Genomic DNA, 26,047 nt, shown 5'->3' with positions numbered 1-26,047 from the left:
GCGACCTGGGCACTTATCGCCATTATCGCGTTCACGAAAAAAGACAACTAGCCGGCTGGATTCAGCCTGGTATCTCCAGCCGCATCGCGCTGGCAATTTCTTCAGACCATTGAGGTGTTTATGCAAACCACGAGCAGAGCAAAGCTGATTGCCGTTGCAGGAATTCTGGTAACCGGCGTGATGGTGACCGGATGCGGCAAGAAAAACTCCACCCCTCCACCAAGTGGTCCTCCCGAAGTCGGAATAGTGGTGATCAAACCCGAACGGGTGGTCCTGACCACTGAACTTCCCGGCCGCACTTCGCCTTACCTGATTGCCGAGGTTCGGCCGCAGGTCAGCGGGATCATCCAGAAGCGGGTTTTCACCGAGGGGAGCGACGTCAAGGCTGGTCAGGTGCTCTATCAGATCGACCCGGCAACCTACCAGGCGGCCTATGCCAGTGCCAGTGCGGCTCTGTCCCGGGCCGAGGCCAATCTTATTCCGGCCCGGCTCAAAGAGGAGCGCTTCCGGGATCTCGTGAAGATGAAAGCCGTGAGCCAGCAGGATTATGACGATGCCAGCGCGGCACTCAAGCAGGCCGAGGCCGACGTGGCGGCCAGCAAGGCTGCGGTAGAAACCGCCCGGATCAATCTGGCTTATACCAAGGTTACCGCTCCCATATCCGGCCGTATCGGCCGTTCTACCGTGACCAACGGTGCCCTGGTAACTGCTAACCAGTCTGCAGCGCTAGCCACCATCCAACAGCTCAGTTCCATGTATGTGGATGTCTCCCAGTCCAACGCCGATCTCTTAAAGCTGAAGCAGAACCTGGCCAGTGGCCTGCTGAAAAATGGCGGGACAGCACAGGCAAGGGTCAAGTTGGTGCTGGAGGACGGCAGTGCCTATCCGGTACCAGGGACCCTGAAGTTCTCGGAAGTTACCGTGGACCAGAGTACCGGTTCCATAACCCTGCGGGCGATCTTCCCCAACCCGAAACAGACCCTGTTGCCGGGAATGTTTGTCCGTGCAATTCTGGAGGAAGGGGTGAACGAGCAGGCGATCATGGTACCGCAGCGGGGGGTTACCCGCAATCCGGCCGGCGATGCCGTGGTGATGGTGGTGGGGGCCGAAGATAAGGTGGAACCGCGGACGATCAAGGTGTTCCGCACCGTGGGTGACAAATGGCTGGTGAGCGAAGGGCTGAAGACGGGTGACCGTGTCATCCTTGAAGGGTTCCAGAAGGCGCGTCCCGGAACCCAGGTCAAGGCCGTGCCGTTCGGCAACAAACCGGTGGAGGGTGCTCCGGCAGCGGCTGCTCCGGCAGCGAAAAAATAATGGGTCGTATACGACCTATGGGACCTATAGGACGTACACGACCTATACGAACTCATCGCACGACTTTATAAGGAGTTTTCTTCATGCCTCGCTTTTTCATAAATCGTCCCATCTTTGCCTGGGTCATTGCCATCATGGTCATGCTGGCCGGCCTGCTGGCGATCAAGAAGCTGCCGGTTTCCCAGTATCCTGCCATTGCGCCGCCGCAGATCGCCATCAACGCCACCTATCCGGGCGCGTCGGCCCAGACCGTACAGGATACGGTCACCCAGGTCATCGAGCAGAAGCTGAACGGGATTGACAACCTGATCTACATGTCCTCCACCAGCGATTCGGCCGGGGCAGTGAGCATTACGCTGACCTTCAAGGCCGGCACCGATCCGAACATCGCCCAGGTGCAGGTGCAGAACAAGCTGCAGCTGGCCGTGCCGCTCCTCCCCCAGATCGTGCAGCGCCAGGGGATTCAGGTGGTCAAGTCCACCAGGAACTTCCTGCTGATCATCGGCCTTGAGTCGGAAGACGGCTCTATGGACCGCAACGCCCTCACCGACTACATGGTCTCCAACCTCCAGGACATCGTCAGCCGCCTGGACGGGGTCGGCGAACTGCTGTTGTTCGGCACCCAGAACGCCATGCGAATCTGGCTAAACCCCGCCAAGCTGAATAACTACCACATGACCACCAACGATGTTATCACGGCGTTGCAGGCCCAGAACGTCCAGGTATCGGCAGGACAGTTTGGTGCCGTCCCCGCCACTCAGGGGCAGCAACTCAATGCCACCATCAACGCCCGATCCCTGCTCCAGAACACAGAGCAGTTCGATGCCATCGTCCTGCGCACTAACCCTGACGGCTCGACAGTCAAACTCAGGGATGTGGCCGAAAGCAAAATCGGCACCGAGAACTACGAGATACAATCGTACTACAACGGAAAACCGATGGGGGGGATGGCAATCCGCCTGGCCTCCGGTGCCAACGCCTTGGAAACCGGCAACCGGGTCAAGGCCAAGATGGAGGAGCTTTCGAAATACTTCCCTCCTGGCATGAAGGTGGTCTACCCCTACGATACCACCCCCTTCGTCAAGATTTCCATTGAAGAAGTGGTACATACCCTGGTCGAGGCGGTCTTCCTGGTCTTCATCATCATGTTCCTCTTCCTGCAGAACATTCGGGCCACCCTGATCCCCACCATCGCGGTTCCGGTGGTTCTTTTGGGCACCATGGGGGTGCTGGCGGCCTGCGGGTTCTCCATCAACACCCTGACCATGTTTGCCCTGGTCATCGTCATCGGCCTGTTGGTGGACGATGCCATCGTCGTGGTCGAGAACGTGGAAAGGATCATGACCGAGGAGGGGCTCTCGCCCCATGATGCCACTATCAAGTCCATGGGACAGATCACCAGCGCCCTCTGGGGCATCGCAACGGTCCTGACGGCGGTCTTCCTCCCCATGGCTTTCTTTCCCGGTTCCACCGGTGTTATCTACCGTCAGTTTTCCATTACCATCATCTCCGCCATGATCCTTTCGGTCATGGTGGCCATGATCCTGACTCCGGCCCTCTGTGCCACCCTCCTCAAGCCGGTGGAGAAAGGGCATGAGGCGTGTGAAAAAGGTTGGTTTTGCCCTTTCTTCCGCTGGTTCAACAAAGTATTTGACTTCTGCAGGACAAAGTATGAGGGGATCGTCGGCCGCTCCTTCGGCAAGCCGGTGCGCTACCTGGTGGTCTACGGCACCATCGTGGCCCTCATGGCTTTTTTCTTCCTGCATCTTCCCACGTCGTTCCTGCCGGATGAGGATCAGGGGTTCATTATCTGCCAAGTCCAGTTGCCGGCCGGTGCCACCCAGGAGCGAACGATCCAGGTCATACGGCAGCTGGAACAACATTTCCTTAAGGATGAATCCAAAACTGTGGAAGGGGTCATTACCGTGGCCGGATTCAGCTTTGCCGGTCGGGGCCAGAACATGGGGCTTGCCTTTGTCAAGCTCAAGAACTGGGACCTGCGCAAGACCCCGGACCTGAAGGCAGCCGCCATTGCCGGCCGGGCCATGAAGGCCTTTTCCCAGATACGCGACGGTCTCGCCTTCGCCTTTTCACCGCCGGCAGTGCTTGAACTGGGGGTGGCGAACGGCTTCGATCTCCAGTTGCAGGATCGTGGTGGACTGGGGCATGAAAAACTGATGGAGGCGCGTAACCAGCTCCTGGGTATGGCCATGAAAAATAAGAAACTGATCGCGGTGCGCCCCAACGGCCAGGACGATTCCCCCCAGTTCAAGCTTGACATCGATGACGTACGGGCCGGCGCACTGGGGGTATCTCAGGCGGACATCAACAACGTCCTCTCCACTGCCTGGGGGAGCACCTATGTCAACGATTTCATCCAGAACGGCCGGGTCAAGAAGGTCTATCTCCAGTCAGAACCAAATTCCCGGATGCTGCCGGAGGATATAAACAGCTGGTACGTGAGCAACAAGGATGGCCAGATGGTGCCGTTTTCCGCGTTTGCCACCGCCCGCTGGCAGTACGGTTCGCCCCGCCTGGAACGCTACAACGGTATTCCGGCCGTGGAGATCCTGGGTCAGGCTGCGCCGGGTATCAGTACCGGCGAATCCATGGACGAGGTGGAAAAGATGGTGGCCCAGCTGCCGCCAGGGATCGGGTACGAATGGACCGGCCTCTCCTACGAAGAAAAGAATGCCGGAGCCCAGGCACCGGCACTTTACGCCATCTCGCTCCTGGTGGTGTTCCTCTCCGTGGCGGCACTGTACGAGAGCTGGACCATCCCCTTCGTCAATCTGCTGATGCTGCCGTTGGGACTGGTGGGGGCGGTGACCGCGGTCAAGCTCCGGATGTTCCCCAACGATGTCTACCTCCAGATCGGTCTGCTCACCACCGTGGGACTTTCCACCAAGAATGCGATCCTGATCATCCAGTTCATCAAGGAGCAGATGCATCAGGGCCACGAACTGGTTGATGCCACCCTGGCGGCGGTGAAGATCCGGCTTCGTCCGGTCATCATGACCTCACTGGCCTTCTTCTTCGGCACCCTGCCGCTGGCCCTTACCAAGGGGGCCGGTGCCGCGGCCCAGAACGCCATCGGCACCGCCGTCACCGGCGGGCTCCTCTCGGCCACCTTCATCGACCTGATCTTTATTCCGTTCTTTTTTGTGTTGGTGTCGCGACTGTTCGGCCGAAAAAAATACAAGCCGCATGCCGGGGAACCTGTTGTTGCCAATGTTGTGGAGGAACAGTGATATGAAAAGGCAAATTATTAGCGCCGAGACGCAGGGGTACAAAGAAAAACCGCGCGTCGTGCTCCGTTGTGTAATTGTTGGTTGTGCCCTGCTTGCTCTTTCCGGCTGCACCATGGCCCCTAGCTATACCCGTCCCGATGCACCGGTACCGACCAGTTGGCCAAGCGGCCCGGCGTACAAGGCCGAGGCTGCCAAGTCCACCGAGAAGCCGGCGGCCGATATCCCTTGGCAGGAGTTCTTTGTCGACGGGCAATTGCGGAAGCTGATCGCCCTGGCGTTGGAGAACAACCGCGACCTGCGCGTTGCCGCCCTCAATATCGAACGGTCTCGGGCCCAGTACCAGATCCAGCGTGCCGATCTCGTGCCGCACGTTGATGCCAATGCAGCCGGTACCTTCCAGCGCCTGTCCGAAGACTTCTCGGGGACGGGGGTGCCGGTGAACATCCATCAGTACACTGTCGGCCTCGGCGTCAGCTCCTATGAGCTCGACCTGTTCGGCCGGGTGCGCAGCCTCAAGGACCAGGCGCTGGAGCAGTACCTGGCCACCGAACAGGCGCGGCGCAGTGTCCAGATCAGCCTGGTTTCCCAGGTCGCCGGCACCTGGCTCGCCCTGGCCGCGGACCGGGAACGGCTGCAGCTTGCCAAGGAGACCCTGACGAGCCAGCAGTCCTCCTACCAGCTCACCAAAAGCCGCTTCGAGGCTGGCGTCTCCTCCGCCCTCGATCTCAACCAGGCCCAGACCAGCGTGGATACGGCGCGGGTGGACATCGCCCGTTTCACCACCCTGGTGGCCCAGGATGAGAATGCCCTGAATCTTGTGGTCGGGTCACCGGTTCCGGCTGACCTCCTTCCCCCGTCCCTCTCCGAAACGCTTACCGCGTTGAAGGATCTGTCTCCCGGGCTGCCGTCCGACGTTCTGCTCAGTCGTCCCGACATCCTCCAGGCCGAAAATCTTCTCAAGGGGGCCAACGCCAACATCGGTGCGGCGCGGGCGGCGTTCTTCCCGCGCATCACGCTCGTTTCTTCCGTAGGCTTCGGCAGTGACGATCTGGGGGGACTCTTCACATCAGGTTCCTTTGTCTGGAAATTCGCCCCCCAGATTTCTCTCCCCATCTTCGATGGCGGCAGCAACCGGGCCAATCTGAAGGTGTCGGAAGTGGACCGGGACATTGCCGTGGCCCAGTACGAAAAGGCGATCCAGACCGCCTTCCGGGAAGTGGCCGACTCCCTTGCCCAGCGTGGCACCATAGACGACCAGCTGGTGGCGCAGCAGTCCCTTACCGACGCCACCTCCGAGAGTTACAAGCTTTCCTTGGCTCGCTACGAAAAGGGGGTCGACAGCTACCTGAATGTCCTCGACTCCCAACGCTCCCTCTATGGCGCCCAGCAGAACCTTATCAACGCCCGTCTTGTTCGACTTCTAAATCTGACGACTCTCTACAAAGTGCTGGGGGGTGGAGCCAACGAGTGACCATTACACCATGCGTCATTTGGGACGATGCTACTAATGAATGCTGTGAAAACTGACGTGTAAGGCATAATCAACAATAAAACATGAAGCGGTGAGGAACAGGGGACAGGCAACGCGAGTATCGAGGCCTGTCCCCTGTTTTGTATAGAAAAAGGTAGCAATAAAATAAATAGTATGCTATCTATAATTTATGCAAAAAACCTCTCCAAAAATTGACAGAAGCAATCTCATCTTCCGGCTTACCCACCTGACGCGGCGATGGCGGCAGGTGCTGGACGTCGAGGCCCAGACTGAGGGGTTGACCGATGCAAGCTGGCGTCCACTGCTCCATCTCCATCTTCTTGGGGATGGAATTCGTCAGAAGGATCTGGCTGCATCCGTTGGCATCGAAGGCCCTTCCCTCGTCCGCCTCATCGATACCCTGGTCGCCAAGGGGCTGGTCGGGCGCTCTGAGGATGGGACGGACCGTCGTGCCAAGCTGCTCAGCCTGACGCCGGAGGGGCAAGCGATTGTCGGCCGGATACGGGAAACCGTGGTCACCCTGGAAAACGAGCTGCTCAGTCCTTTCAGCGACAGCGAGATTGCACAGACGGCGGAATTCATCGGACGCCTCGAGTCAACCGTGAACGATGTTCGGGAGCGGATGAAGCGATGACCCTCCATAATCTTTGTCGCCTTTTACGCCGCGAACGGCCGCGTGTCATGTTTGCCATCCGGGGAGCCGCGGCCGCCCTGGCTGCACTGACGGTGGCCGTACTGTTGAAACTCGAATGTCCATTCTGGGCAGCAATGACGGCGATCATCGTTGTCCAGCCGACGCGCGGGTTGTTGCTCGAGAAAAGTTACTATCGGCTTGTCGGAACAGTCGTCGGCTCCGGGGCGGGGATGCTTCTCCTCCTGCATACGAGATCACCGGTAACCCTGACCATTGCCCTTTCGCTCTGGGTCGGGGGATGTGCCCTTATCGGAAACCTGGTCTACGGTCTCCGCTCCTATTCGTGTCTTCTGGCCGGCTATACCTGTTCCGTCATTGCCATCCTCGGTTTTCAGAATCTCCCCAATCTCCACGACCTGGCCTTTGGCAGAATCGCCGGCACCTTCATCGGCATCATAGTCGCTACCACCGTCACGTTCCTCTTTACGCCCCGCCAGTCTAAGGGGGAATTTATGGCCCGTCTCCATCGGGCTGCAGGGGAAACCATTGCATGGCTTGCACTTGTTCTCCGACAGGGAAGGAAGGGTGGGTCGATTCGGCTGGAACGGGATATCGTCATGGAGATCGCAGAGATCGAGAGTCTCGTCGATATCGTGGGGGCAGGTTCGTTCAGTTTCAAGAAGCGAAAGCGCCACGTGCAAAGCCTCATTGTCTCGCTTTTATCGCTGCTGGCTGCCGGCCGTCTGGCCGGTGAACGGTTTGCCCGGCACGGGGGCGAGCAGTGCCGGGGCGATTACTGGCGGGACCAGCTTTCCCTGCATCTGGAGAAAGTTGCCGTAAATCTTGAGGGGAGCGGATCGACGCTAGCGTGCGCAGACGAACTGCAGACGGTCGCAATTGAGGCAACGGCCCATCTCCCCTTTCTGGGGGAGTCACTGGATGAACTCGTTACGTCACTCAGGATTGTCCTGGCTGATTACGAAGCCGTGACGGTCACGCCGACGGCGGAGCCGACGAGCAGGCTTGTTGCCCATCGCGACTGGCAAGTGGCGTGGCGGGCAGCGATACGCGCGACGATTGCCATTCTTGCCGTCGGCCTGTTCTGGCAGATCACTGGATGGATGCAGGCTTTACCCATGGTGATGACAACATCCATCATGGTCAGCCTCTTTTCCACAAGGGAACATCCTCCCTCCACTCTGGTCCAAGTCTTTATCGGCGCATCAGTTGGTACCGTGGCCGGTCTTTTCTGCCGGCTGATCGTGCTGCAGGGAATGGGCAAACCAGGGATGGAAGTTGCCGTTGTCGCACCTTTCATTCTGATGGGTGTCCTCCTTATGCAGTATCGGAAAACAGTCGCCGCGGCAACTGATGCCACGCTTATCTTCATGTTCGTCGCGCAGCCGGGGGCGTCGTTTGTGGCAGAATCATCGCTACAGCTGCAAGGCGCCCTGGCGACGGTTATGGGGATAGGGTTTGCCTGGGCCTCGTTCCGCTTCCTCATGCCGATCAATCCGACCATACGGTTGCTCCCTGCTGGCCGCCATCGTTCGTGACCTGGAAATCATGGCTTCAACGGACTCCGTTCCCGTGATGGAGCGGTTGCGGGCAAGGCTCCAGCATCGAGTCATCCGTCTGGTGATCATGGCGAGGAAATTCGAAGCGGACCACCAGGCGATCGTGGAAGGAGGGCTGGCGACCATGGCCATCTGCAGATGCATTCTGCGGCTGCATGAAGCCCGCGCCAGCGGGGAGATTCCCCATGCCACGGTGCAGATAATACGCAGGACACTGCGAATATTGTCCGATCCCTCGCAACGGCCGAAAGACGTCGTGCCGGTGTTGAAGGATGCCTCACGGGCGCTTCACGGTGTACTGGAGCCGGGGGGCGGAGAGCATGGTTCGCCGGGTAGGGTTGCCGCCGAGGCAATGGGTGATGCCGCAGCCCTTTTCCGTGGAAATGCCGTCATGATGGGAGGTCGGAGAACGCAATGCCCTACCTGAGATTCAAGGGGTTCGACGAGGCGTTCCTGAAGCGGGTGTCTCCCGTTATCGTGGAGGAATTTTCACGGGTCGCCGCCGTCCCGCGGGAGATTGTCAAGATCGAGCTGTTGAGTGTCACCCGGATAACTGCCACTCCCCGATCCCTGGAGATATTCATGTTTCCGCGGACCCAGGAAAAGCACGACCGGATCGCTGCAAACCTGCACGACCTGCTCAGCAATTTCGGATACGGGGAAGTGCATATCTTTTTCGTGCTCCTCACCCCGTCTCTCTACTACAAGGAAGGAGTGCCGTTGAAAGAAGTGAGCTGGCTGACGTGATAGATCATTCAAAAAAACGATGCATAGGAAGAAAGGAGTCATGCATGGATATGAAAGGGAAAATTGTGCTGGTAACCGGTGCCAACGGTGGTATCGGCGGAGCATTGGTCAAAGGTCTGCTGGAGAGGGGTGTGGCAAAAGTCTACGCTGCAGCCAGGAGCGTCGAAGCGGTGATTGAACTGAAACATTGCGATGAGAGGGTCGTTCCCCTTCGACTGGATGTCACCCATGCCGCCAGTGTTGCGGCGATAGCAGAGCAGTGTCGGGATGTGGACCTGCTCATCAATAACGCCGGCGTCAACCGGTGTGTGGCGCTTCTGGATTCCGCAGGTATGGAAAGCGCCCGCGAGGAGATGGAGGTCAACTTCTTCGGTACCCTGGCCATGTGCCGGGCGTTTGCGTCGGTCCTGGCCGCCCGCAACGGGGTGATGGTGAACGTCTGCTCCATCATCGGGCTGGTGAATTTGCCGGTAAACGGGACCTACTGTGCCTCCAAGGCTGCCGGTCATTCCCTGCTGCAGGGGGTGCGGGCCGAACTTGCCCCCCGTGGAGTCCGGGTGATCGGCGTCTATCCCGGTCCGGTGGACACCAGGATGACCGCCGGTCAGGAGATGCCCAAGGCGACGCCGGCAGAGGTTGCCACCGCGATCCTGGCGGGGATCGAAAACGGCGAGGAGGATATCTTCCCCGACCCCATGTCCCAGGCTGTTCATGGCAAGCTGGTGCTGGATCCGAAACAGGTCGTAAGGGAATTTGCGGCGATGGTACCGGCCTGAACTTGCGAAATGGTGTCCAGCTCAGATTTGTTTGCTCACGGGGGCTGACGTCAGTTCTGGGACGGGATAGGGCTAGTCATGTTATTCCACTGCATCACGGTGTTTCAAATAATCTAAAACGCCAGCCCATTTTTCAAATCTAAAAAAAAATATAAATACGCTCTGGAGAATGATTTGCTGCCAGTACACTATTTAACCATAAATAAAATAGTGAGACTTTTATAATAAGGTTTTACATTGTTGCCACGTTTTTTTATGCATTGACGGGGGGTATCCGGTTGCCCTAGATTCCGTAATGTATACAAATAAAGGCAGGAAAACCCCCGTTATCCCATTTCCGCAGATGAATCTGCCGTTTGCCGAAAACGGTCTTTCCCCAGGCTCTTCCGCACGTCGTTTCGTGTTATCCGGAATCTAAGAAGTTGTTCTTCCTCCGGGTTGCCGGGAATCCTCGTTTTTTAGAGAACAGGTGATGGTCCCCTGTGTCTGTTCCGGCGGGATAGCCATCTGTTTGCCGCATCTGGGGTAAGAGTCGGTGCCTCCTGCCATCATACCAGGAATGGAGGATTGCACATGTCGGAACTGCACCAGAGAATCAGAAGAAAGAGCCTGCACGACAAAATCAGACCAGTGGAGGATGTGATCCCCCTGTTCAAGCATGGGATGAGTCTCGGTTGGTCCGGATTCACCCCCGCCGGATACCCCAAGGTGGTTCCCATTGCCCTGGCCAACCATGTGGAGAAGAACGGCCTCCAGGGGAAGCTGAGATTCAATCTTTTCATCGGCGCATCCGTCGGTGTCGAGACTGAAGACCGCTGGGCGTCGCTGGACATGATCGATCGCCGCTGGCCTTACCAGACCGGCAAGAACATCCAGTCAGGGATCAACGAGGGGCGTATCCGGATGGGGGACCGGCATCTTTCCATGTTCGCCCAGGACTTGGGGTACGGTTTTTACACCAAGGATAACGGTGGACGTCTCGACATCGCGATCATCGAATGCTCGGCCATCACCGAGGATGGCGGACTGGTGCTGACTGCCTCCTGCGGGGCGGTGCCGGAAATCGTCCAGATTGCCGACAAGATCATCATCGAGCTGAACACCTCCATTCCCAGCTATGAGGGGCTCCACGACATCATCGAGCCGGTCAGCCCTCCCAATCGGCTCCCCTATCTCATCAGCCGTGTCGACGATCGGGCAGGCTCCCCTTACGTGCGCATCGACACGGACAAGGTCGTTGCCATCGTCGAATCGAAACTGCCGGACAACGGCCGCTCTTTCAGTGAGCAGGACGATACCTCGGAAGCCATCGCCAACAACATCGTCGACTTCTTCAAGTTCGAAGTGGACAACGGCCGCCTGCCGAAGAGCCTGCTGCCGCTCCAGTCTGGTGTCGGTTCCATCGCCAATGCGGTCATCGGTGGTCTGGCAAAGGGGCCGTTCAGCGGATTGAACGTCTGGACTGAAGTGCTCCAGGACACGATGCTCGATTTCTTCGATTCGGGGAAACTCGATTTTGCCTCCACGGTTTCGCTCTCCTTTTCCGTGGACGGGTTCAAGCGCTTTTACGGAAACTGGGAAAAATACAGCGGCAAGGTACTCATGCGTCCCCTCTCCATCGCCAACCATCCGGAGCCGATCCGCCGTCTCGGCTGTATCGCCATGAACACACCGGTGGAGTTCGATATCTACGCCCATGCCAACTCAACGCTGGTTGGCGGCACCCGGATGATCAACGGCATCGGGGGGTCGGGCGACTTCCTGCGCAACGCCTACCTCTCCATCATGCACACCCCCTCCGCCCGCCCGACCAAGACCGACCCGACCGGGATTACCTGCGTGGTGCCCCATGTGCCCCACGTGGATCACACGGAACACGACCTGGATGTTCTCGTGACCGAGCAGGGGCTTGCCGACCTGCGCGGCCTTGCACCACGGGACCGGGCACAGCTGATTATCGACAAGTGCGCCCACCCCGATTACAAGCCGCTCCTCCAGGAGTACTTCGATATGGCCAAGAAGGATTGTCTTGCCAGGAAGGCGGGACATGAGCCCCAGTTGCTCGACCGGGTGTTCAAGATGCAGGTGAACCTGGCAAAGAACGGCACGATGAAAATTGCCAACTGGGAGATGTAGCCTTCGTCACATTTCGTGTGATGCCTGTTGTTAAAGCCCTTCCGGACGCGGAAGGGCTTTTTTTATGGCCGCAAGCGCAGAAAACAGAAAAACCATGCCGACCGACACGAGCAGGAAATGGCATATGCGTTGCCAGGTGCTATAATTTGTCAGCATCATGAGGAGTGAGCATGGTCCGGCGTCTTGGTAACTGTCGGCGACGTATTGACAACTGATTAATATCCTTGACGTGTTGAATAATTCATCCCAACCAAGGAGGCATACATGCGCGTGACACGAAGGCAGTTTTTCAAGGTTTGTGCCGGTGGACTGGGCAGTTCGAGTGTTGTAATGCTCGGGTTTCCCCCTGCCGATGCGCTGGCAGAGGTGCGCGAGTTCAAGCTGATCCGCAGTACCGAGACCCGCAATACCTGCCCTTACTGCTCAGTGAGTTGCGGCTTGATCATGCACAGCCTGGGGGACAAGGCGAAAAACGCCGCGTCATCCATCTTCCACATCGAGGGGGATCCGGACCATCCGGTGAACCGGGGCACCCTCTGCCCGAAGGGCGCTGCCCTGGTTGACTTCATCCACAGCCCCAATCGGCTCCAGTACCCGGAATACCGCGCTCCCGGCTCCAGAGAGTGGAAGCGCATTTCCTGGGACGAGGCATTTACGCGGGTGGCCCGGCTGATGAAGGATGACCGGGACAAGAACTTCATTGCCAGGAACGACGCCGGCGCCACGGTCAACCGCTGGCTGACCACCGGCTTCCTGGCTGCCTCCGCGTCCAGTAATGAATCCGGCTACATCACCCACAAGGCGATCCGCAGCACCGGCATCCTGGCCTTCGACAATCAGGCCCGGGTCTGACACGGACCAACGGTGGCCAGTTTGGCCCCCACATTCGGTCGCGGTGCGATGACCAACCACTGGGTGGACATCAAGAATGCCAACGTCATCATCGTCATGGGGGGCAACGCCGCCGAGGCGCACCCCTGCGGCTTCAAATGGGTGACCGAGGCCAAGGCTCACAACCATGCCACGTTCATCGTGGTGGACCCCCGTTTCACCCGTTCGGCATCGGTGGCGGATCTCTATGCGCCGCTGCGTACCGGCACGGACATCGCCTTTCTGGGCGGGGTTGTCAACTACCTGCTGAGCAACGACAAGATCCAGCACGAATACGTCAAGGCCTACAGCAACGCACCCTTCATCGTAGCCGAAGGGTACCGGTTCGATGACGGCCTGTTCTCGGGCTACGACGAAGCGGCGCGCACGTACGATAAATCCACCTGGGCCTATGAGACCGGGCCGGACGGCTATGCCAAAGTTGACGAGACCCTGCAGCACCCCCGTTGCGTGCTGCAACTGCTCAAGCAGCACTATTCCCGCTACACACCGGAAGTGGTGAGCAACATCTGCGGCACGCCCAGGGATACCTTCCTCAAGGTGTGCGAGATTATCGCCACCACCTCTGCACCCGACCGTACCCTGACTTTCATGTATGCGCTGGGCTGGACCCAGCACTCGGTGGGATCGCAGATGATCCGTACCGCAGCCATGGTGCAGCTCCTTCTGGGCAACGTGGGGATGGCGGGAGGTGGGGTGAACGCCTTGCGGGGCCATTCCAACATCCAGGGACTCACCGACCTGGGGCTCCTGTCCGATCTCTTGCCGGGTTATCTCACCCTCCCCAGGGAAAAGGAGACCGATTACCAGGGTTACATCGCAAAGCGGGCACTCAAGCCCCTGCGCCCCGGCCAGATGTCCTACTGGCAGAACTACGCCAAGTTCCACGTCAGCCTGATGAAGAGTTGGTTCGGCGACGCCGCCACCAAGGAAAACAACTGGTGTTTCGACTGGCTCCCCAAGCTGGACAAGGTCTACGACGTGCTCCAGGTGTTCGAGCTGATGCACCAGGGCAAGCTGAACGGCTATTTCTGCCAGGGCTTCAACCCCCTGGCCGCGATCCCTAACAAGGCCAAGCTGAGCGGCGCCATGGCCAAGCTGAAATACCTGGTGGTGATCGACCCCCTGGCCACGGAAACCTCCTGCTTCTGGGAGAACCACGGCGAATACAACAATGTGGATCCCGCCAAGATCCCTACTGAAGTCATCCGCCTCCCCTCGACCTGCTTCGCCGAGGAGAACGGTTCCCTCACCAACTCCGGCCGTTGGCTGCAATGGCACTACCAGGGTGCCCCGCCGCCGGGGGATGCCAAACCCGATGCCGACATCATTGCCGGCATCTTCCTCAAGCTGCGGGAACTATATCGCAAGGAGGGGGGGGCCTTCCCCGACCCGATCCTGAACCTTGCCTGGAACTACAGGATCCCCCATTCACCGGCTCCCGAGGAACTGGCGATGGAGTACAACGGCAAGGCGCTGGCGGATCTCGCCGATCCCAAGGAACCGACCAAGGTCATGGTGATGAAAGGCCAGCAACTGGACGGTTTTGCCCAGCTCAGGGACGACGGCAGCACGGCCTGCGGCTGCTGGCTGTATTCGGGGGCATGGACGGAGAAGGGGAACATGATGGCCAGGCGGGACAATTCCGACCCCTCGGGCCTGGGCAATACCATCAACTGGGCCTTTGCCTGGCCGGCCAACCGGCGCGTCCTGTACAACCGTGCTTCCTGCGACCCGTCCGGCAAGCCCTGGGACCCGAAGCGCAAACTGATCGGCTGGGATGGAGCCAAGTGGAGCGGCGCCGATGTGCCCGACTTCAAGCCGGATTCTGCCCCCGGCGACGGCATGGGCCCCTTCATCATGCAACCGGAAGGGGTGGGGCGGCTGTTCGCCCTGGACAAGATGGCGGAAGGCCCCTTTCCCGAGCACTATGAGCCATTCGAGACCCCCATCGATACCAATCCGCTGCATCCGAAGGTGATCAGCAATCCGGCGGCACGGGTGTTCAAGGGTGACATTGAGGCCTTCGGCAAGAGCAAGGACTACCCTTACGCCGCCACCACCTACCGCCTCACCGAACACTTCCACTTCTGGACCAAGCACACCAGTCTGTCGTCCATCATGCAGCCGGAGCAGTTCGTGGAAATCAGCGTTGAGTTGGCCAGGGAGAAGGGGATCAAGGCCGGCGACCGGGTCAAGGTGTGGTCCAGCCGGGGTTTCATCAAGGCGGTGGCGGTGGTAACCAAGCGTATCAAGCCCCTCAAGGTCAACGGCAAGACGGTTCACCACGTGGGCATTCCCATCCACTGGGGTTTCAAGGGTATTGCCAAGATCGGCTATCTGGCCAACATCCTGACCCCCTTCGTGGGGGACGCGAACACCCAGACGCCGGAGTTCAAGTCGTTCCTCGTCAACATCGAGAAGGCATAGGAGGTGGATCATGGCACTTCAATCCCTTGACATCACCCGCCGTTCCGCCACCACCACCCCCTCGCCGAGCCAGCGCCAAACCCCGGAGGTGGCCAAGCTGATCGACGTCTCCAAGTGCATCGGCTGCAAGGCCTGCCAGGTGGCGTGCATGGAGTGGAACGACACCCGCGACGCCATCGGCACCAACCATGGAGTTCTCGACAACCCGACGGACCTCACCGAAAACTCCTGGACGGTGATGCGCTATGCCGAGGTGGAAACCGACCGGGGACTGGAATGGCTGATCCGCAAGGACGGGTGCATGCACTGCGCCAATCCGGGCTGCCTCAAGGCCTGTCCGGCGCCGGGAGCCATCGTGCAGTACAGCAACGGCATCGTGGACTTCCACGAGGAAAACTGCATCGGCTGCGGCTACTGCATCACCGGCTGCCCGTTCAACATCCCCCGCCTGTCGAAAAAGGACAGCAAGGTCTACAAGTGCACCCTCTGCTCCGACCGGGTGGCGGTGGGGCTGGAACCGGCCTGCGCCAAGACCTGTCCCACCGGGGCGATCGTGTTCGGCACCAAGGCGGATATGCTCCGCCACGCCGAGGAACGGGTTCAGGACCTGAAGAGCCGGGGGTTTGCCAAGGCGGGGATCTATGATCCGCAAGGGGTTGGCGGCACGCATGTGATCTATGTACTGCAGCATGCCGACAGGCCTGAAATGTACTCCGATCTCCCCAGGAACCCGTCCATTGGCCCGCTCGTCGAACTCTGGAAGGGGGCGGCCAAACCGGTGGCCTCTCTTGCCCTGGCCGCAATCGGTGTCGGCGCTTTTGTCCACTACGTGACCAAGGGTCCCAACGAGGTCTCGGAAGAGATTGAGAAGGAGTTCGAAGATGAAAAATGACTCCAGAACACTGCTCCGATTTACGGTCCCAGAGCGGATAAACCACTGGCTGGTTGCCCTCACCTTCTTTCTGCTGGCCCTGTCCGGGCTGGTGTATTTCCAGCCACTGTACTACCCTCTGAGCCAGCTCTTCGGCGGAGGAACGTGGGCGCGCATCCTCCACCCCTTCTTCGGGGTGGTAATGATCTTCCTGTTCGGCGGCATGTTTTTCCGGTTCCGGAAACTGAGCATCATAACGCCGACAGACAAGGATTGGCTGCGGCATGTCCGCGAGATCGTGAATGGCGATGAACAACACCTGCCGGAGGCGGGCAAGTTGAATGGCGGCCAGAAAGTGATGTTCTGGTCGCTGGTGACCTGCATGGTGCTGCTCATCCTGTCCGGGATCGTTGTCTGGCGCGCCTATTTCTCATTTTTGTTCCCGATTGTCGTGGTTCGCTTCGCCGCCGTTGTGCACGCGGCAGCAGGAGTTGTGATGATTGCCCTGATCATGGGACATATCTACATAGCAATCTGGACCAAGGAGAGTATTGGCGCCATGCTGTACGGCCGGGTCAGGCGGGCCTGGGCCAAGCAGCATCACCCGGCCTGGTTTAGGGAGATGACGGGGGGGGACAAATGACCACCGACGTCCGCATGATTGAACCGGGTCAGATCGAAGCTCCGGCCGGGCAGTTCCGCTTTCTCTTTCTCCCCGGGCGCGATCTGTTTGCCCGCCGCGCCGCGCGCTTCCGGTTTCTTGCCAACGGCCATTCTCTGGGAGACTATCTGTTCTTTCTGGCCCTTCTTGCCGATGCGCAACAGGAAGCCTTGAACCGATTCCCCACAATCTCCTTGCCCGATCCCGAAGAAGAGGCGCTCTGCCGCGAGCATGGCATGCCGCTGCTGGGGTGCCGTTCCTTGCGCCGAAACCCGGCATGGCGGGAGGGTCTGACAACGATACTACAGCGGATGGGAGAGGCTAATCTCCCTGTGGCCGCCCAGGAGACGGTCGCCAGTCTGATGCATGCGGATGAAACCGAGGTCGAGGAGATGGCGGACAGGATTCTGGCGGGGGATATGGACGGTATTTCTCCCCGGCAACTCCCGTTTGTTGCCGCAGCCTTGCAGGTCTACTGGGCTCAGATGGTTTCCGCCCTGGGAGATGGTGTCTGTGGCCGACTGGAACAGGGCGGTTTGTGCCCGGTCTGCGGATCACACCCGGTTGCCGGCATTGTACGCACGGGGGGGAAAGAGCAGGGATTACGCTACCTTTGCTGCTCTCTCTGTGCCTCACAATGGCACATGGTACGGATAAAGTGCAGCAGTTGCGAGTCCACCCACGGGATCAACCACTACTCCCTGGAAGGATCGAACGGCGCAGTCAAGGCGGAGAGTTGCGATGACTGCAACAGCTACCTGAAGCTGCTGTACCTGGAAAAGGACCGTGAGATGGAAGCTCTGGCCGACGACCTGGCCACCCTTCCACTGGACATGCTGATGGACCAGGAGGGGAAGGTGCGCCGGGGACCAAACCTGTTGTTTCATCCGGGGAGAGTTTGATGGTGTCTGCTCATATAGGTGATGCGGCTGTTTCGCGTTTTGACCAAGCCCAGGCTCATATATCATGCACAACGAGGAGGTTTAGATGAAACGGAAAGCTTCGGCCGAATGGCAGGGAAGCCTCAAGGACGGGAAAGGTAACATCTCGACGGAAAGCGGCGTCCTCTCTCAGACCCAGTATTCGTTTGGCACCCGCTTCGAGAGCGGGATCGGCACCAATCCGGAAGAACTGGTCGCCGCTGCCCACGCCGCCTGTTTTTCCATGGCACTCTCGGCCCAGCTTGGCAGCGCAGGACTGGTCCCGGAAAAGATCGCCACGACTGCCACGGTGACCTTCGAGAACCGGGACCAGGGATGGACTGTCACCGAAAGCCATCTGGAGGTCAACGCCACCATACCGGGGGCCACCCCGGAGACATTTGCCAAACTGGCCCAGGACGCCAAGGCGGGGTGCCCCATTTCACGGCTCTTGAACACAACCATCACTATGGACGCGAAACTGACGACATAGAGGTTCTCAATGACCGATCTGATGCCAACCATCTTCATCGGCCACGGCAACCCGATGAATGCCGTGTCGAAAAACGCCTATACCGACGGCTGGGCGGCCATCGGCAAATCCATTCCCCGTCCTCGCGCCATCCTTGCCGTCTCCGCCCACTGGTACATTCCGGGCTGCGGGGTGACGGCTAATGCTGCCCCCCCCACCATCCACGATTTTGGCGGCTTCCCGCAAGAGCTGTACGAGATTCGCTATCCCGCTCCCGGCAGTCCAGAGCTTGCCCGACGGGTGAAGGATCTCCTTTCTCCACTTGAGGTGCCCCTTGACGAAAGCTGGGGGATCGATCACGGTACCTGGTCGGTGCTGACCCACGTTTTCCCCCATGCCGATATCCCCGTCGTGCAACTTGCCATCGACGAGAGGCAGCCTCCCTTGTTCCACTATGAACTGGGGAAGCGGCTCGCGCCGCTGCGGGAGGAGGGGGTTCTGGTCGTCGGCAGCGGCAATCTCGTACATAATCTGCACTCCTACGCCTGGGGAAGGGATGGGGTTCATGCCTACGACTGGGCCGTGCGTTTCGAGCAGCGGGCTCGGGAGCTGCTCCTCGCCGGGGACGACGCTCCGCTTGTGGCATACGAAGGGCTCGGCCGTGATGCCATGCTCTCGGTTCCGACCCCTGACCACTATCTCCCGTTGCTCTATGTCCTTGGGCTTCGCAGGAAAGATGACCCGATCAGTTTTCCGGTGGAGGGGGTGGATGGGGGCTCGGTCTCCATGCTTGCCGTCCGGATAGGCTGACCAACTGCACGATAACGCTGTGTAGAAAGGAGTTTCCCCCATGCCCCCACGCCGTATCAAAAAACTGTTCAAGAGCCGCCCCACCATCGAGGGGGCCGGTGTCCATCTCAAGCGGGCCTTCGGCTATTCCCAGGTCCCCCAGTTCGACCCGTTCCTGATGCTGGACGATTTCCATTCCGATAACCCCGCCGATTATCTGGCCGGCTTCCCCTGGCACCCCCACCGGGGGATCGAGACGATCACCTACGTGCTGGAGGGGCTCGTGGAGCATGGGGACAGCATGGGGAACAAGGGGGCGATCGGTGCCGGCGACGTGCAGTGGATGACCGCCGGCAGCGGCATCATCCATCAGGAGATGCCCAAGGAGAGCCCCACCGGTACCATGTGGGGATTCCAGTTCTGGGCCAATCTGCCGGCTGCCCAGAAGATGATGCCTCCCCGCTACCGGGACGTGAAGGCGGCCGATATCCCCGCAGTCGCGCTGGACGGCGGCGTAGCGGTGAAGGTCATTGCCGGAACGGTCGGGGGTGTGCAGGGTCCGGTGAAGGACATCGTGATCGAGCCGGAGATGCTGGACATCAGTGTCCCGGCCGGGACCGTATTCCGGCATCCGCTGCCGGCGGGGCACACCGCCTTTGCCTACATCCTGGCGGGGGAGGGGTATTTCGACGACCGCCGCGATGCCTATGCCTACGAGGTGGTGGGGCATGGCTGGCTGGATACGGAGCGCCGCTGCATTTGCGGGCCGGAAACGGTGGCGCTGTTCGAACACGAGGGGGACGCCGTGCAGGTCACCACTACCGACAAGCCGGTACGCTTCATCCTGGTTGCCGGCAAGCCGCTGGGTGAGCCCGTCGCCTGGTACGGCCCCATCGTCATGAACACCCAGGAAGAGTTGCGGGTTGCCTTTGAGGAGTACGAGAAGGGGACCTTCATCAAGTAAGAACCGGGAAGGTAAAGCCAGGCGATAAACTGGGGAGGAGCTCAATGGGAGGAACGATCTGGAAAGGATCCATCAACTTCGGGGATACGGACGTGCCCGTGAAGCTGCATGCCGCGGTCAAGGAGGAGCGGATCCAGTTTCACCTGCTTCATCGGCGTGATCAGGTGAAACTGCACCAGCAGATGATCTGTGCGTATGAAAAAATACCCGTGCCAACGGAGGCACAGATCAAGGGGGTTGAAGTGGAGGAGGGGAAATACATCATCGTCGATGCGACGGAACTCGATCAAACCACTCCGGAAAGCAGTCGGATGATAGATGTCCACGAATTCGTCAAGACCGACCAGATTGATCCCCTCTTCCACGAGCGCGTCTATTACCTGGAGCCGGATATCTACTCAGCAGGATATAACGAGCTTGTCGAGGTGCTAACGGAGATGGACGTGGAAGGCATCTGCACCTGGACCATGCGAAAACGTTCCTATCTCGGGGCGTTGCAGGCGAGGGGCAGGATTCTCCGCCTGACTACTCTGCGCTATGCCGACGAAGTGATTCCGGTGAAATCTCTCGGGCTGGAGGAAATCCCCCTGTCTGAAAAGGAACTGAAAATAGGGAGCGATTTGATTGCCCAGTTGACCGGTCCTTTTCAGCCGCAGAAATTCGAAAACGAACATCAGAAAAAGCTGCAGGCGTTGATCGATAAAAAAGCCCGGGGAGAAAAAATTGCAGTCCTGCGTCCCAGGCGCTTGAAACCGACCACGGCGGACGAGCTGCTCCAGGCCCTTGAGGCGAGCCTGAAGAGAGTCGCTTAAAAACAGGCGCGAGGCGCTAGGTATCAGGCTCTGGGAACTTGAACCATTGCCTGGAGCCCAGTGCCCAGCGCCTGCTCTGGGAGGAATGAAATGGCGGTACAGGGGATATGGAGCGGGACGATCAGTTTCAGCCTGGTGGCGATACCGGTTCAGCTGGTGAAAGCGGTCAACCCCGGCCGGGTCTCGTTTCGCCTGCTCCATGACAAGGACTACTCTCCCCTCGCGCGAAGGATGTTCTGCCCGAAACAGGAAAAGATGGTCCCCCCGGAGGAGATCGTCAGGGGATACGAAATCGCACCCGACAGATACCTCCCCATAACCGACGAGGAACTGGAATCCGTGTCACCCGAACGGAGCCGCACCATCGAGATCGTCGAGTTCATCGATATGAATGAAGTGGACCCGGTCTATTACGATCACCCGTATTATCTCGTTCCCTTGAAAGGGGGCGAAAAACCCTACCGGCTGCTGGTCGAGATCATGCGCAGAACCAACAGGGCCGGGCTCGCAAAATTCGTGCTGGCCGAGCGCGAGTATCTCGTGGCGGTCAAGAGCAGAGAGGGAGCTCTCGCCCTGACCACCCTCCATTACCATGATGAAATACTCTCCGATGAAGATATTTCTCCGAAAGAAGGCAAGGTCGAAGCCCTGGAAATGGGCCGTATGAAAAAAAGCATCAAGACCATGATGGCGGACTTCAATCCGGGAAAATATGCGGACGAGCGCCGGGAAAAGGTCATGGCTATCCTGAAGAGAAAGGCCAAGGAAAAGGGGGCCGTGGAAGCTCCGGCAGGAGAGAACGTAGAGGGAGAAGGTCCTCCCGATCTGATCGCCGCGCTGGAGGATATCATGCGCGATGTGAAGAAGAACCGGTGAGCCAAAAAATCGTTGAGATCGCCGGGAGAAGGCTTTCCCTGTCTAACCTGGAAAAGGACCTCTATCCCTCCCATGGTTTCACGAAGGCGCACGTCCTGGAATACTACCACCGGATTGCGCCGTGTATCCTACCCCACCTGAAAGACCGGGCATTGACCCTGAAGCGCTATCCCGAAGGGGTGGAAAAGGATTTCTTTTTCGAGAAGCGCTGCCCTCCCCATCCGGCCTGGGTGGAAACGGCCGAAATCAACCGGGATGATGGGGAGCGGATGACTGCCTGTCTGGTCAACAATCTAGAGACCCTGATGTGGGTGGAGAACCTTGCGTCCCTTGAACTCCATGTCCCTCTGGCACGGGCAGATTCCCCCGAAACGCCCGATTCCATGGTCTTCGACCTGGACCCAGGCGAGCAGGCCGACATCCTGGATTGTGCCCGGGTGGCATTTATCCTTCGGGACCTGCTCTCCCGACTGCGGCTTGCAAGCTACGTAAAAACCTCGGGCCAGAAGGGGCTCCATGTTTATGTCCCCTTGAACTGCGCGAAAACGACCTTCGCGGATACCAAGACCTTTTCAAGAGCCATGGCAGTTGTCATGCAGAAGAATTATCCGGACCTGGTGACCGAAAAAATGGCGAAGGAGCACCGGAAAGCAAGGGTGTTTATCAACTGGTCCCAGAACGACTCGTCAAAGACGATGGCCTGCGTGTATTCCCTGCGGGCCCGGGAGAAACCGATGGTTTCGTTTCCCCTCGAATGGAAGGACCTGGAGCGTCTGGCCGGGGAGGGTGATCCGGAAAGGCTGCAGGTCACCCATGGGGAAGCGGTGAGCAGGGTAGAAAAAATGGGGGACCTGTTTCGCGAGGTGCTGGTGAAAAAGCAGAGGCTTCCGCATCTATAACAACTTCGCAATCTTATGCCAGACAAACCGGAACTTGGACAGATCTTGTTCACGCAACGACGCGACGACGCAACGAAAGACTTTAATATGTTTTACGTCGCGTCGTTGCGCCGTCGCATGAGTGATGTCTTTAGGTTTTCGCCAGGACACAGAGGTGGCTAGAAGTTCCTGTGGTTACAAGGGATGGATTTCCACGATGGGATTGAAGGACTACGCATCAAAACGAAAATTCGAGAAAACCCCCGAACCGAAACCGGCCGTTCTTCAGGGGGGGCACCGTCTCGTGTTCGTCGTGCATAAACATGCGGCCCGGGCTCTTCATTACGATCTCAGGCTGGAACTGGAAGGGGTTCTCAAGAGCTGGGCCGTCCCGAAAGGTCCTGCACTGGACCCTTCCCAGAAAAGGCTGGCAATCATGGTTGAAGACCACCCGCTTGATTACAAGAACTTCGAAGGCGTCATCCCGGCGGGGAATTACGGCGCGGGAAGCGTTATCATCTGGGACCGGGGCTTTTATCGTCATCCCTCAACTGCAGATGAAAGCGAAAGCGAAAAACTTCTTCTGGAGGGATTAAGAAAAGGGGACTTGAAGTTCGTTCTCGAAGGGGAAAAGCTCCAGGGTGAATTCGCCCTGGTCAAAACGGGGAAGGACGGGAAGTCGTGGCTGCTGTTGAAGAAAAAAGATCGGTATGCACGCACAGGGGATATTCTCAAGGAGAACCGTTCGATCGAGTCCCATAAAACGTTGGAGGAGATGCTCGAAGCCGGCGTGCAGAAGTCGTTCCGGCAACAAAAAATAAACCAGATCCGGCACCACGAAGCACTGGAAAGTGAAGTCCTGCGGGATGCGCCGGTAACACCCATGCCGCACCGCATAAAACCGATGCTGGCGACCCTGGCCAGAGAACCGTTCGACCATCCGGACTGGATCTTTGAAATGAAATGGGATGGCTATCGGGCCGTTGCCGAGATCCGGGACGGAGATGCCGCTCTTTTTTCCCGAAACCTGATCTCGTTGAACCAGAAGTTTTCCCCCATCGTGGAGTCGCTGCGCAAGTTCAGATTCGAGGCCGTTCTGGACGGCGAAATCGTTGTCGTGGACGATCGGGGATATCCTGATTTCCAGCTGTTGCAAAATTACCAGAAATCCGGGAACGGTCACCTGCTCTACTACGTCTTCGATCTCCTGTATTTTCAGGGGCATGACCTGACGAACCTCCCCCTGATCGGAAGAAAGGAACTCCTGAAAAAGATTCTCCCGTCTTCACCGAATATACGATTCAGCGATCACCACGGGAAAGAGGGGGTCCTGTTTTTCCATGTCGTAAGAGAGAAGGGGCTCGAGGGGATAATTGCCAAGCATTCCCAAAGCGTGTACCAGATGGGGAGAAGGAGCCGGCAGTGGCTGAAGGTGAAGACAAAGCTCACCCAGGAGGGGGTGATTGCAGGGTTCACGGAACCGAGAGGGGGGAGAAAATATTTCGGCACCCTTGTCCTGGGGGTGTTCGAAGGGGACGAGTTGATCTACATCGGTCATGCGGGGGGCGGATTCGGGGGGAAGGAGTTGCAGGACATCCGCGCAAGGCTGGATCTCCTGACCCAACAGGAATGCCCATTCCGCGTGCAGCCGGAGACCAATGCACCGGTTACCTGGGTAAAGCCGGAACTCGTCTGCGAGGTCGCCCTGTCCGGCTGGACCGAAGACGCCGTCATGAGGCATCCGGTCTTCCTGCGGCTGCGGGAGGATAAATCCGCCCGTGAAGTGGCGCGCGAAAGCGGCAGTGAAGGAGCACAGGCATGAACATCCATGTGGGGACGAGTGGGTATGGGTACAAGGAATGGAAAGGGCGGTTCTATCCTGAAAAAATCTCGCCCAAGGAAATGCTGCACTTCTACGGGGAGCGCTTCGATGCGGTGGAGATCAATTATACGTTTTATCACATGCCCACGGTGGCGGGGCTCGCGTCCTGGGCGGAACAGGTCCCTGAAGATTTTTCCTTCGCACTCAAGGCCCCCCAGGTCATAACTCATCTGAAGCTGTTGAAAAATGTCGGCGAGGAGACCAAATACTTCTTCAAGACGCTGTCGGTCCTGGAGAAGAAGCTGGGACCGGCCCTGTTCCAGTTTCCCGGGAGTTTTCGCGCGAACCGCCCTGCGCTGGAGGAATTTCTCACCCTGATCCCCGGCAACATGTCCTGCGCGTTCGAGTTCCGGAGCAAGACCTGGTTCAAAGACGACATCCTTGACCTACTCCGGGAACGGGGCTGCAACCTGTGCACCGCGGATACCGACGAAAAACCGGCAACGGAGATCATCAGCACGGCGCCCTGGGGGTACCTGCGCTTGCGCCGTTCCGATTATACGGATGCCGACCTGTCCCACTGGCTGGAACGAATACTTGCCCAACAATGGGAGAGGGCTTTCGTATTTTTCAAGCACGAAGACGAGGCCAAGGGGCCCGAAATTGCGGCACGTTTCCGGGCGCTCGCCGCTTCAAGGATAGGGAACCCGAGAAATGAAGGATACTTGAATGAAAAAGGGGCGCCCAAAACTCACCACAAGAAGGAGGTCTCATCATGAAAAAACAGATAACGGCAATAAGCTTGATTCTGACGGTTATGGCGAGCGGTTATGCCCTCGCAGTCGGGCCAGGCAAGACGCTGGAGTTCAAGGGAAGCCCGATGGGTACGGTACTGTTCGACGGGACAGCGCACAAGAACGCCGGATTGACCTGTTCCGACTGCCACAATCCGGAAGTTTTCCCCAAGATGAAACAGGGGACCGTAAAAATAACCATGAACGACCTGTATGCCGGCAAGTATTGCGGGAGATGCCATGATGGGAAGAAAGCCTTCATGATCAAAGATAACTGTACGCGCTGTCACCACAAGCCTGCGGGCACATAAAGAATCAGTGCGCAAAGTTTTTGGTGATTTCCGTCACTGCTGCTAAGATGGCATCCATGAAAAAGCAACCAGCTCCTGCTCTCTGCGACAAGGAACCATCCCGGGTCCCCCACGAAAACACCCCGTTGAATGAGGCCCGCCCCTTTCCCGACATCGGGATGAAGGGGCGGGTCCCGCGTATCCTTCTTGCCGAGGACGATCCGGCGATCCGCGATGTTCTCGGGCTGATGCTGACGTGGATGAACTACGATCTCGATTTTGCCGAGGATGGCCTGAAGGCGGTCGAATTGTGGGAGAAGGGGGGGTATGATCTCGTGCTGATGGATGTCCAGATGCCGCGGCTCGACGGCTTTGCGGCGACCCGCGCCATCCGGAAGAAGGAGGGGGAGCGCGGCGGCCACACCCCCATTGTCGCCATGACCGCCCACGCCCGCAAGGAGGACGAGGAGAGGTGTCTTGCCGCCGGCATGGATTGCCATATCTCCAAGCCGATTGACTTCGAGAAGAGCTTGCAGGTGATCGGGAATATCTTTGCACAGATGTCCGGCGGCATGGCGACCTTCACCTCTCTGCCCTCCGAAGGAACTTAGGGGGTCATGCCCCCAACAGTTATAATTTGAAGAATGTAG

Annotated in this window: 23 protein-coding genes; all 23 read left to right on the top strand. The window is 58.6% G+C overall.

Features of this window, described 5'->3' with window-relative positions; genetic code table 11:
* Positions 1-120: 120 nt before the first annotated feature.
* The 23 genes from LDN04_RS00860 (at position 121) to LDN04_RS00750 (ending at position 26,008) form a co-directional block, all read left to right on the top strand.
* The gene (locus tag LDN04_RS00860) at positions 121-1,314 is read left to right on the top strand and encodes an efflux RND transporter periplasmic adaptor subunit (protein ID WP_223905403.1); all 1,194 of its coding nucleotides are present in this window, start codon (positions 121-123) and stop codon (positions 1,312-1,314) included.
* Between the two features lie 83 nt (positions 1,315-1,397).
* A complete protein-coding gene (locus LDN04_RS00855; protein WP_223905401.1) occupies positions 1,398-4,565 on the top strand; it encodes an efflux RND transporter permease subunit in 3,168 nt (1,055 codons plus the stop codon).
* Between the two features lie 112 nt (positions 4,566-4,677).
* Positions 4,678-6,036, top strand: a complete 1,359-nt coding sequence (gene adeC / locus LDN04_RS00850; RefSeq protein WP_238482237.1) for an AdeC/AdeK/OprM family multidrug efflux complex outer membrane factor — start codon at positions 4,678-4,680, stop codon at positions 6,034-6,036.
* Between the two features lie 190 nt (positions 6,037-6,226).
* The gene (locus tag LDN04_RS00845) at positions 6,227-6,691 is read left to right on the top strand and encodes a MarR family winged helix-turn-helix transcriptional regulator (RefSeq protein ID WP_223905397.1); all 465 of its coding nucleotides are present in this window, start codon (positions 6,227-6,229) and stop codon (positions 6,689-6,691) included.
* Positions 6,688-8,247, top strand: a complete 1,560-nt coding sequence (locus LDN04_RS00840; RefSeq protein ID WP_255573198.1) for an FUSC family protein — start codon at positions 6,688-6,690, stop codon at positions 8,245-8,247. The genes LDN04_RS00845 and LDN04_RS00840 overlap by 4 nt, the downstream gene beginning before the upstream one ends.
* A 10-nt stretch (positions 8,248-8,257) precedes the next feature.
* Entirely contained in the window at positions 8,258-8,695 is a 438-nt protein-coding gene (locus tag LDN04_RS16820) for an FUSC family protein (RefSeq protein ID WP_255573197.1), read from the top strand.
* Positions 8,683-9,015 carry a DUF1904 family protein gene (locus tag LDN04_RS00835; RefSeq protein WP_223905395.1) on the top strand — a complete coding sequence of 111 codons (333 nt, stop codon included), beginning with the start codon at positions 8,683-8,685 and terminating at the stop codon, positions 9,013-9,015. Before LDN04_RS16820 ends, LDN04_RS00835 begins: the two co-directional genes overlap by 13 nt.
* Positions 9,016-9,059: 44 nt before the next feature.
* Positions 9,060-9,791, top strand: coding sequence for an SDR family oxidoreductase (locus LDN04_RS00830; RefSeq protein ID WP_223905393.1), 732 nt, complete (start codon positions 9,060-9,062; stop codon positions 9,789-9,791).
* A 573-nt stretch (positions 9,792-10,364) separates the two neighbouring features.
* Complete coding sequence (locus tag LDN04_RS00825; protein ID WP_223905391.1) at positions 10,365-11,927, top strand: acetyl-CoA hydrolase/transferase C-terminal domain-containing protein; 1,563 nt, start codon at positions 10,365-10,367, stop codon at positions 11,925-11,927.
* 264 nt (positions 11,928-12,191) lie between these two features.
* On the top strand, positions 12,192-15,248 hold the full coding sequence (fdnG, locus tag LDN04_RS00815) for a formate dehydrogenase-N subunit alpha (RefSeq protein WP_255573196.1): 3,057 nt from the start codon (positions 12,192-12,194) through the stop codon (positions 15,246-15,248).
* A gap of 10 nt (positions 15,249-15,258) precedes the next feature.
* Positions 15,259-16,140 carry a formate dehydrogenase subunit beta gene (gene fdxH / locus LDN04_RS00810; protein ID WP_223905385.1) on the top strand — a complete coding sequence of 294 codons (882 nt, stop codon included), beginning with the start codon at positions 15,259-15,261 and terminating at the stop codon, positions 16,138-16,140.
* On the top strand, positions 16,130-16,762 hold the full coding sequence (locus LDN04_RS00805) for a formate dehydrogenase subunit gamma (RefSeq protein WP_223905383.1): 633 nt from the start codon (positions 16,130-16,132) through the stop codon (positions 16,760-16,762). The genes fdxH and LDN04_RS00805 overlap by 11 nt, the downstream gene beginning before the upstream one ends.
* A complete protein-coding gene (fdhE, locus tag LDN04_RS00800; RefSeq protein ID WP_223905381.1) occupies positions 16,759-17,682 on the top strand; it encodes a formate dehydrogenase accessory protein FdhE in 924 nt (307 codons plus the stop codon). The genes LDN04_RS00805 and fdhE overlap by 4 nt, the downstream gene beginning before the upstream one ends.
* A gap of 85 nt (positions 17,683-17,767) precedes the next feature.
* A complete protein-coding gene (locus LDN04_RS00795; RefSeq protein WP_223905379.1) occupies positions 17,768-18,193 on the top strand; it encodes an OsmC family protein in 426 nt (141 codons plus the stop codon).
* Between the two features lie 9 nt (positions 18,194-18,202).
* Positions 18,203-18,982 carry a 4,5-DOPA dioxygenase extradiol gene (gene ygiD, locus LDN04_RS00790; RefSeq protein WP_223905377.1) on the top strand — a complete coding sequence of 260 codons (780 nt, stop codon included), beginning with the start codon at positions 18,203-18,205 and terminating at the stop codon, positions 18,980-18,982.
* A gap of 40 nt (positions 18,983-19,022) precedes the next feature.
* On the top strand, positions 19,023-19,925 hold the full coding sequence (locus LDN04_RS00785) for a pirin family protein (RefSeq protein WP_223905375.1): 903 nt from the start codon (positions 19,023-19,025) through the stop codon (positions 19,923-19,925).
* 44 nt (positions 19,926-19,969) lie between these two features.
* The gene (locus LDN04_RS00780) at positions 19,970-20,737 is read left to right on the top strand and encodes a Ku protein (protein WP_223905374.1); all 768 of its coding nucleotides are present in this window, start codon (positions 19,970-19,972) and stop codon (positions 20,735-20,737) included.
* A gap of 90 nt (positions 20,738-20,827) precedes the next feature.
* Entirely contained in the window at positions 20,828-21,613 is a 786-nt protein-coding gene (locus LDN04_RS00775; protein ID WP_223905372.1) for a Ku protein, read from the top strand.
* Positions 21,610-22,512 (top strand): non-homologous end-joining DNA ligase, encoded by a 903-nt coding sequence (ligD, locus tag LDN04_RS00770; protein WP_223905369.1) that lies wholly within the window; start codon positions 21,610-21,612, stop codon positions 22,510-22,512. The genes LDN04_RS00775 and ligD (LDN04_RS00770) overlap by 4 nt, the downstream gene beginning before the upstream one ends.
* Positions 22,513-22,666: 154 nt before the next feature.
* Entirely contained in the window at positions 22,667-24,313 is a 1,647-nt protein-coding gene (ligD, locus tag LDN04_RS00765) for a non-homologous end-joining DNA ligase (RefSeq protein WP_223905367.1), read from the top strand.
* Positions 24,310-25,092: a DUF72 domain-containing protein gene (locus tag LDN04_RS00760; protein ID WP_223905365.1), complete on the top strand. Its 783-nt coding sequence runs from the start codon at positions 24,310-24,312 to the stop codon at positions 25,090-25,092. The genes ligD (LDN04_RS00765) and LDN04_RS00760 overlap by 4 nt, the downstream gene beginning before the upstream one ends.
* The gene (locus tag LDN04_RS00755; protein ID WP_223905363.1) at positions 25,089-25,418 is read left to right on the top strand and encodes a cytochrome c3 family protein; all 330 of its coding nucleotides are present in this window, start codon (positions 25,089-25,091) and stop codon (positions 25,416-25,418) included. Before LDN04_RS00760 ends, LDN04_RS00755 begins: the two co-directional genes overlap by 4 nt.
* Positions 25,419-25,474: 56 nt before the next feature.
* A complete protein-coding gene (locus tag LDN04_RS00750; protein ID WP_223905361.1) occupies positions 25,475-26,008 on the top strand; it encodes a response regulator in 534 nt (177 codons plus the stop codon).
* The last annotated feature ends 39 nt before the right edge of the window (positions 26,009-26,047 follow it).

Origin of the sequence: Geobacter sp. AOG1 (assembly GCF_019972315.1) — a bacterium.
Lineage (GTDB): Bacteria > Desulfobacterota > Desulfuromonadia > Geobacterales > Geobacteraceae > Geomobilimonas.
Note: the sequence above shows the minus strand (reverse complement) of the source record. Positions and strands in the feature narration are given on the sequence as shown.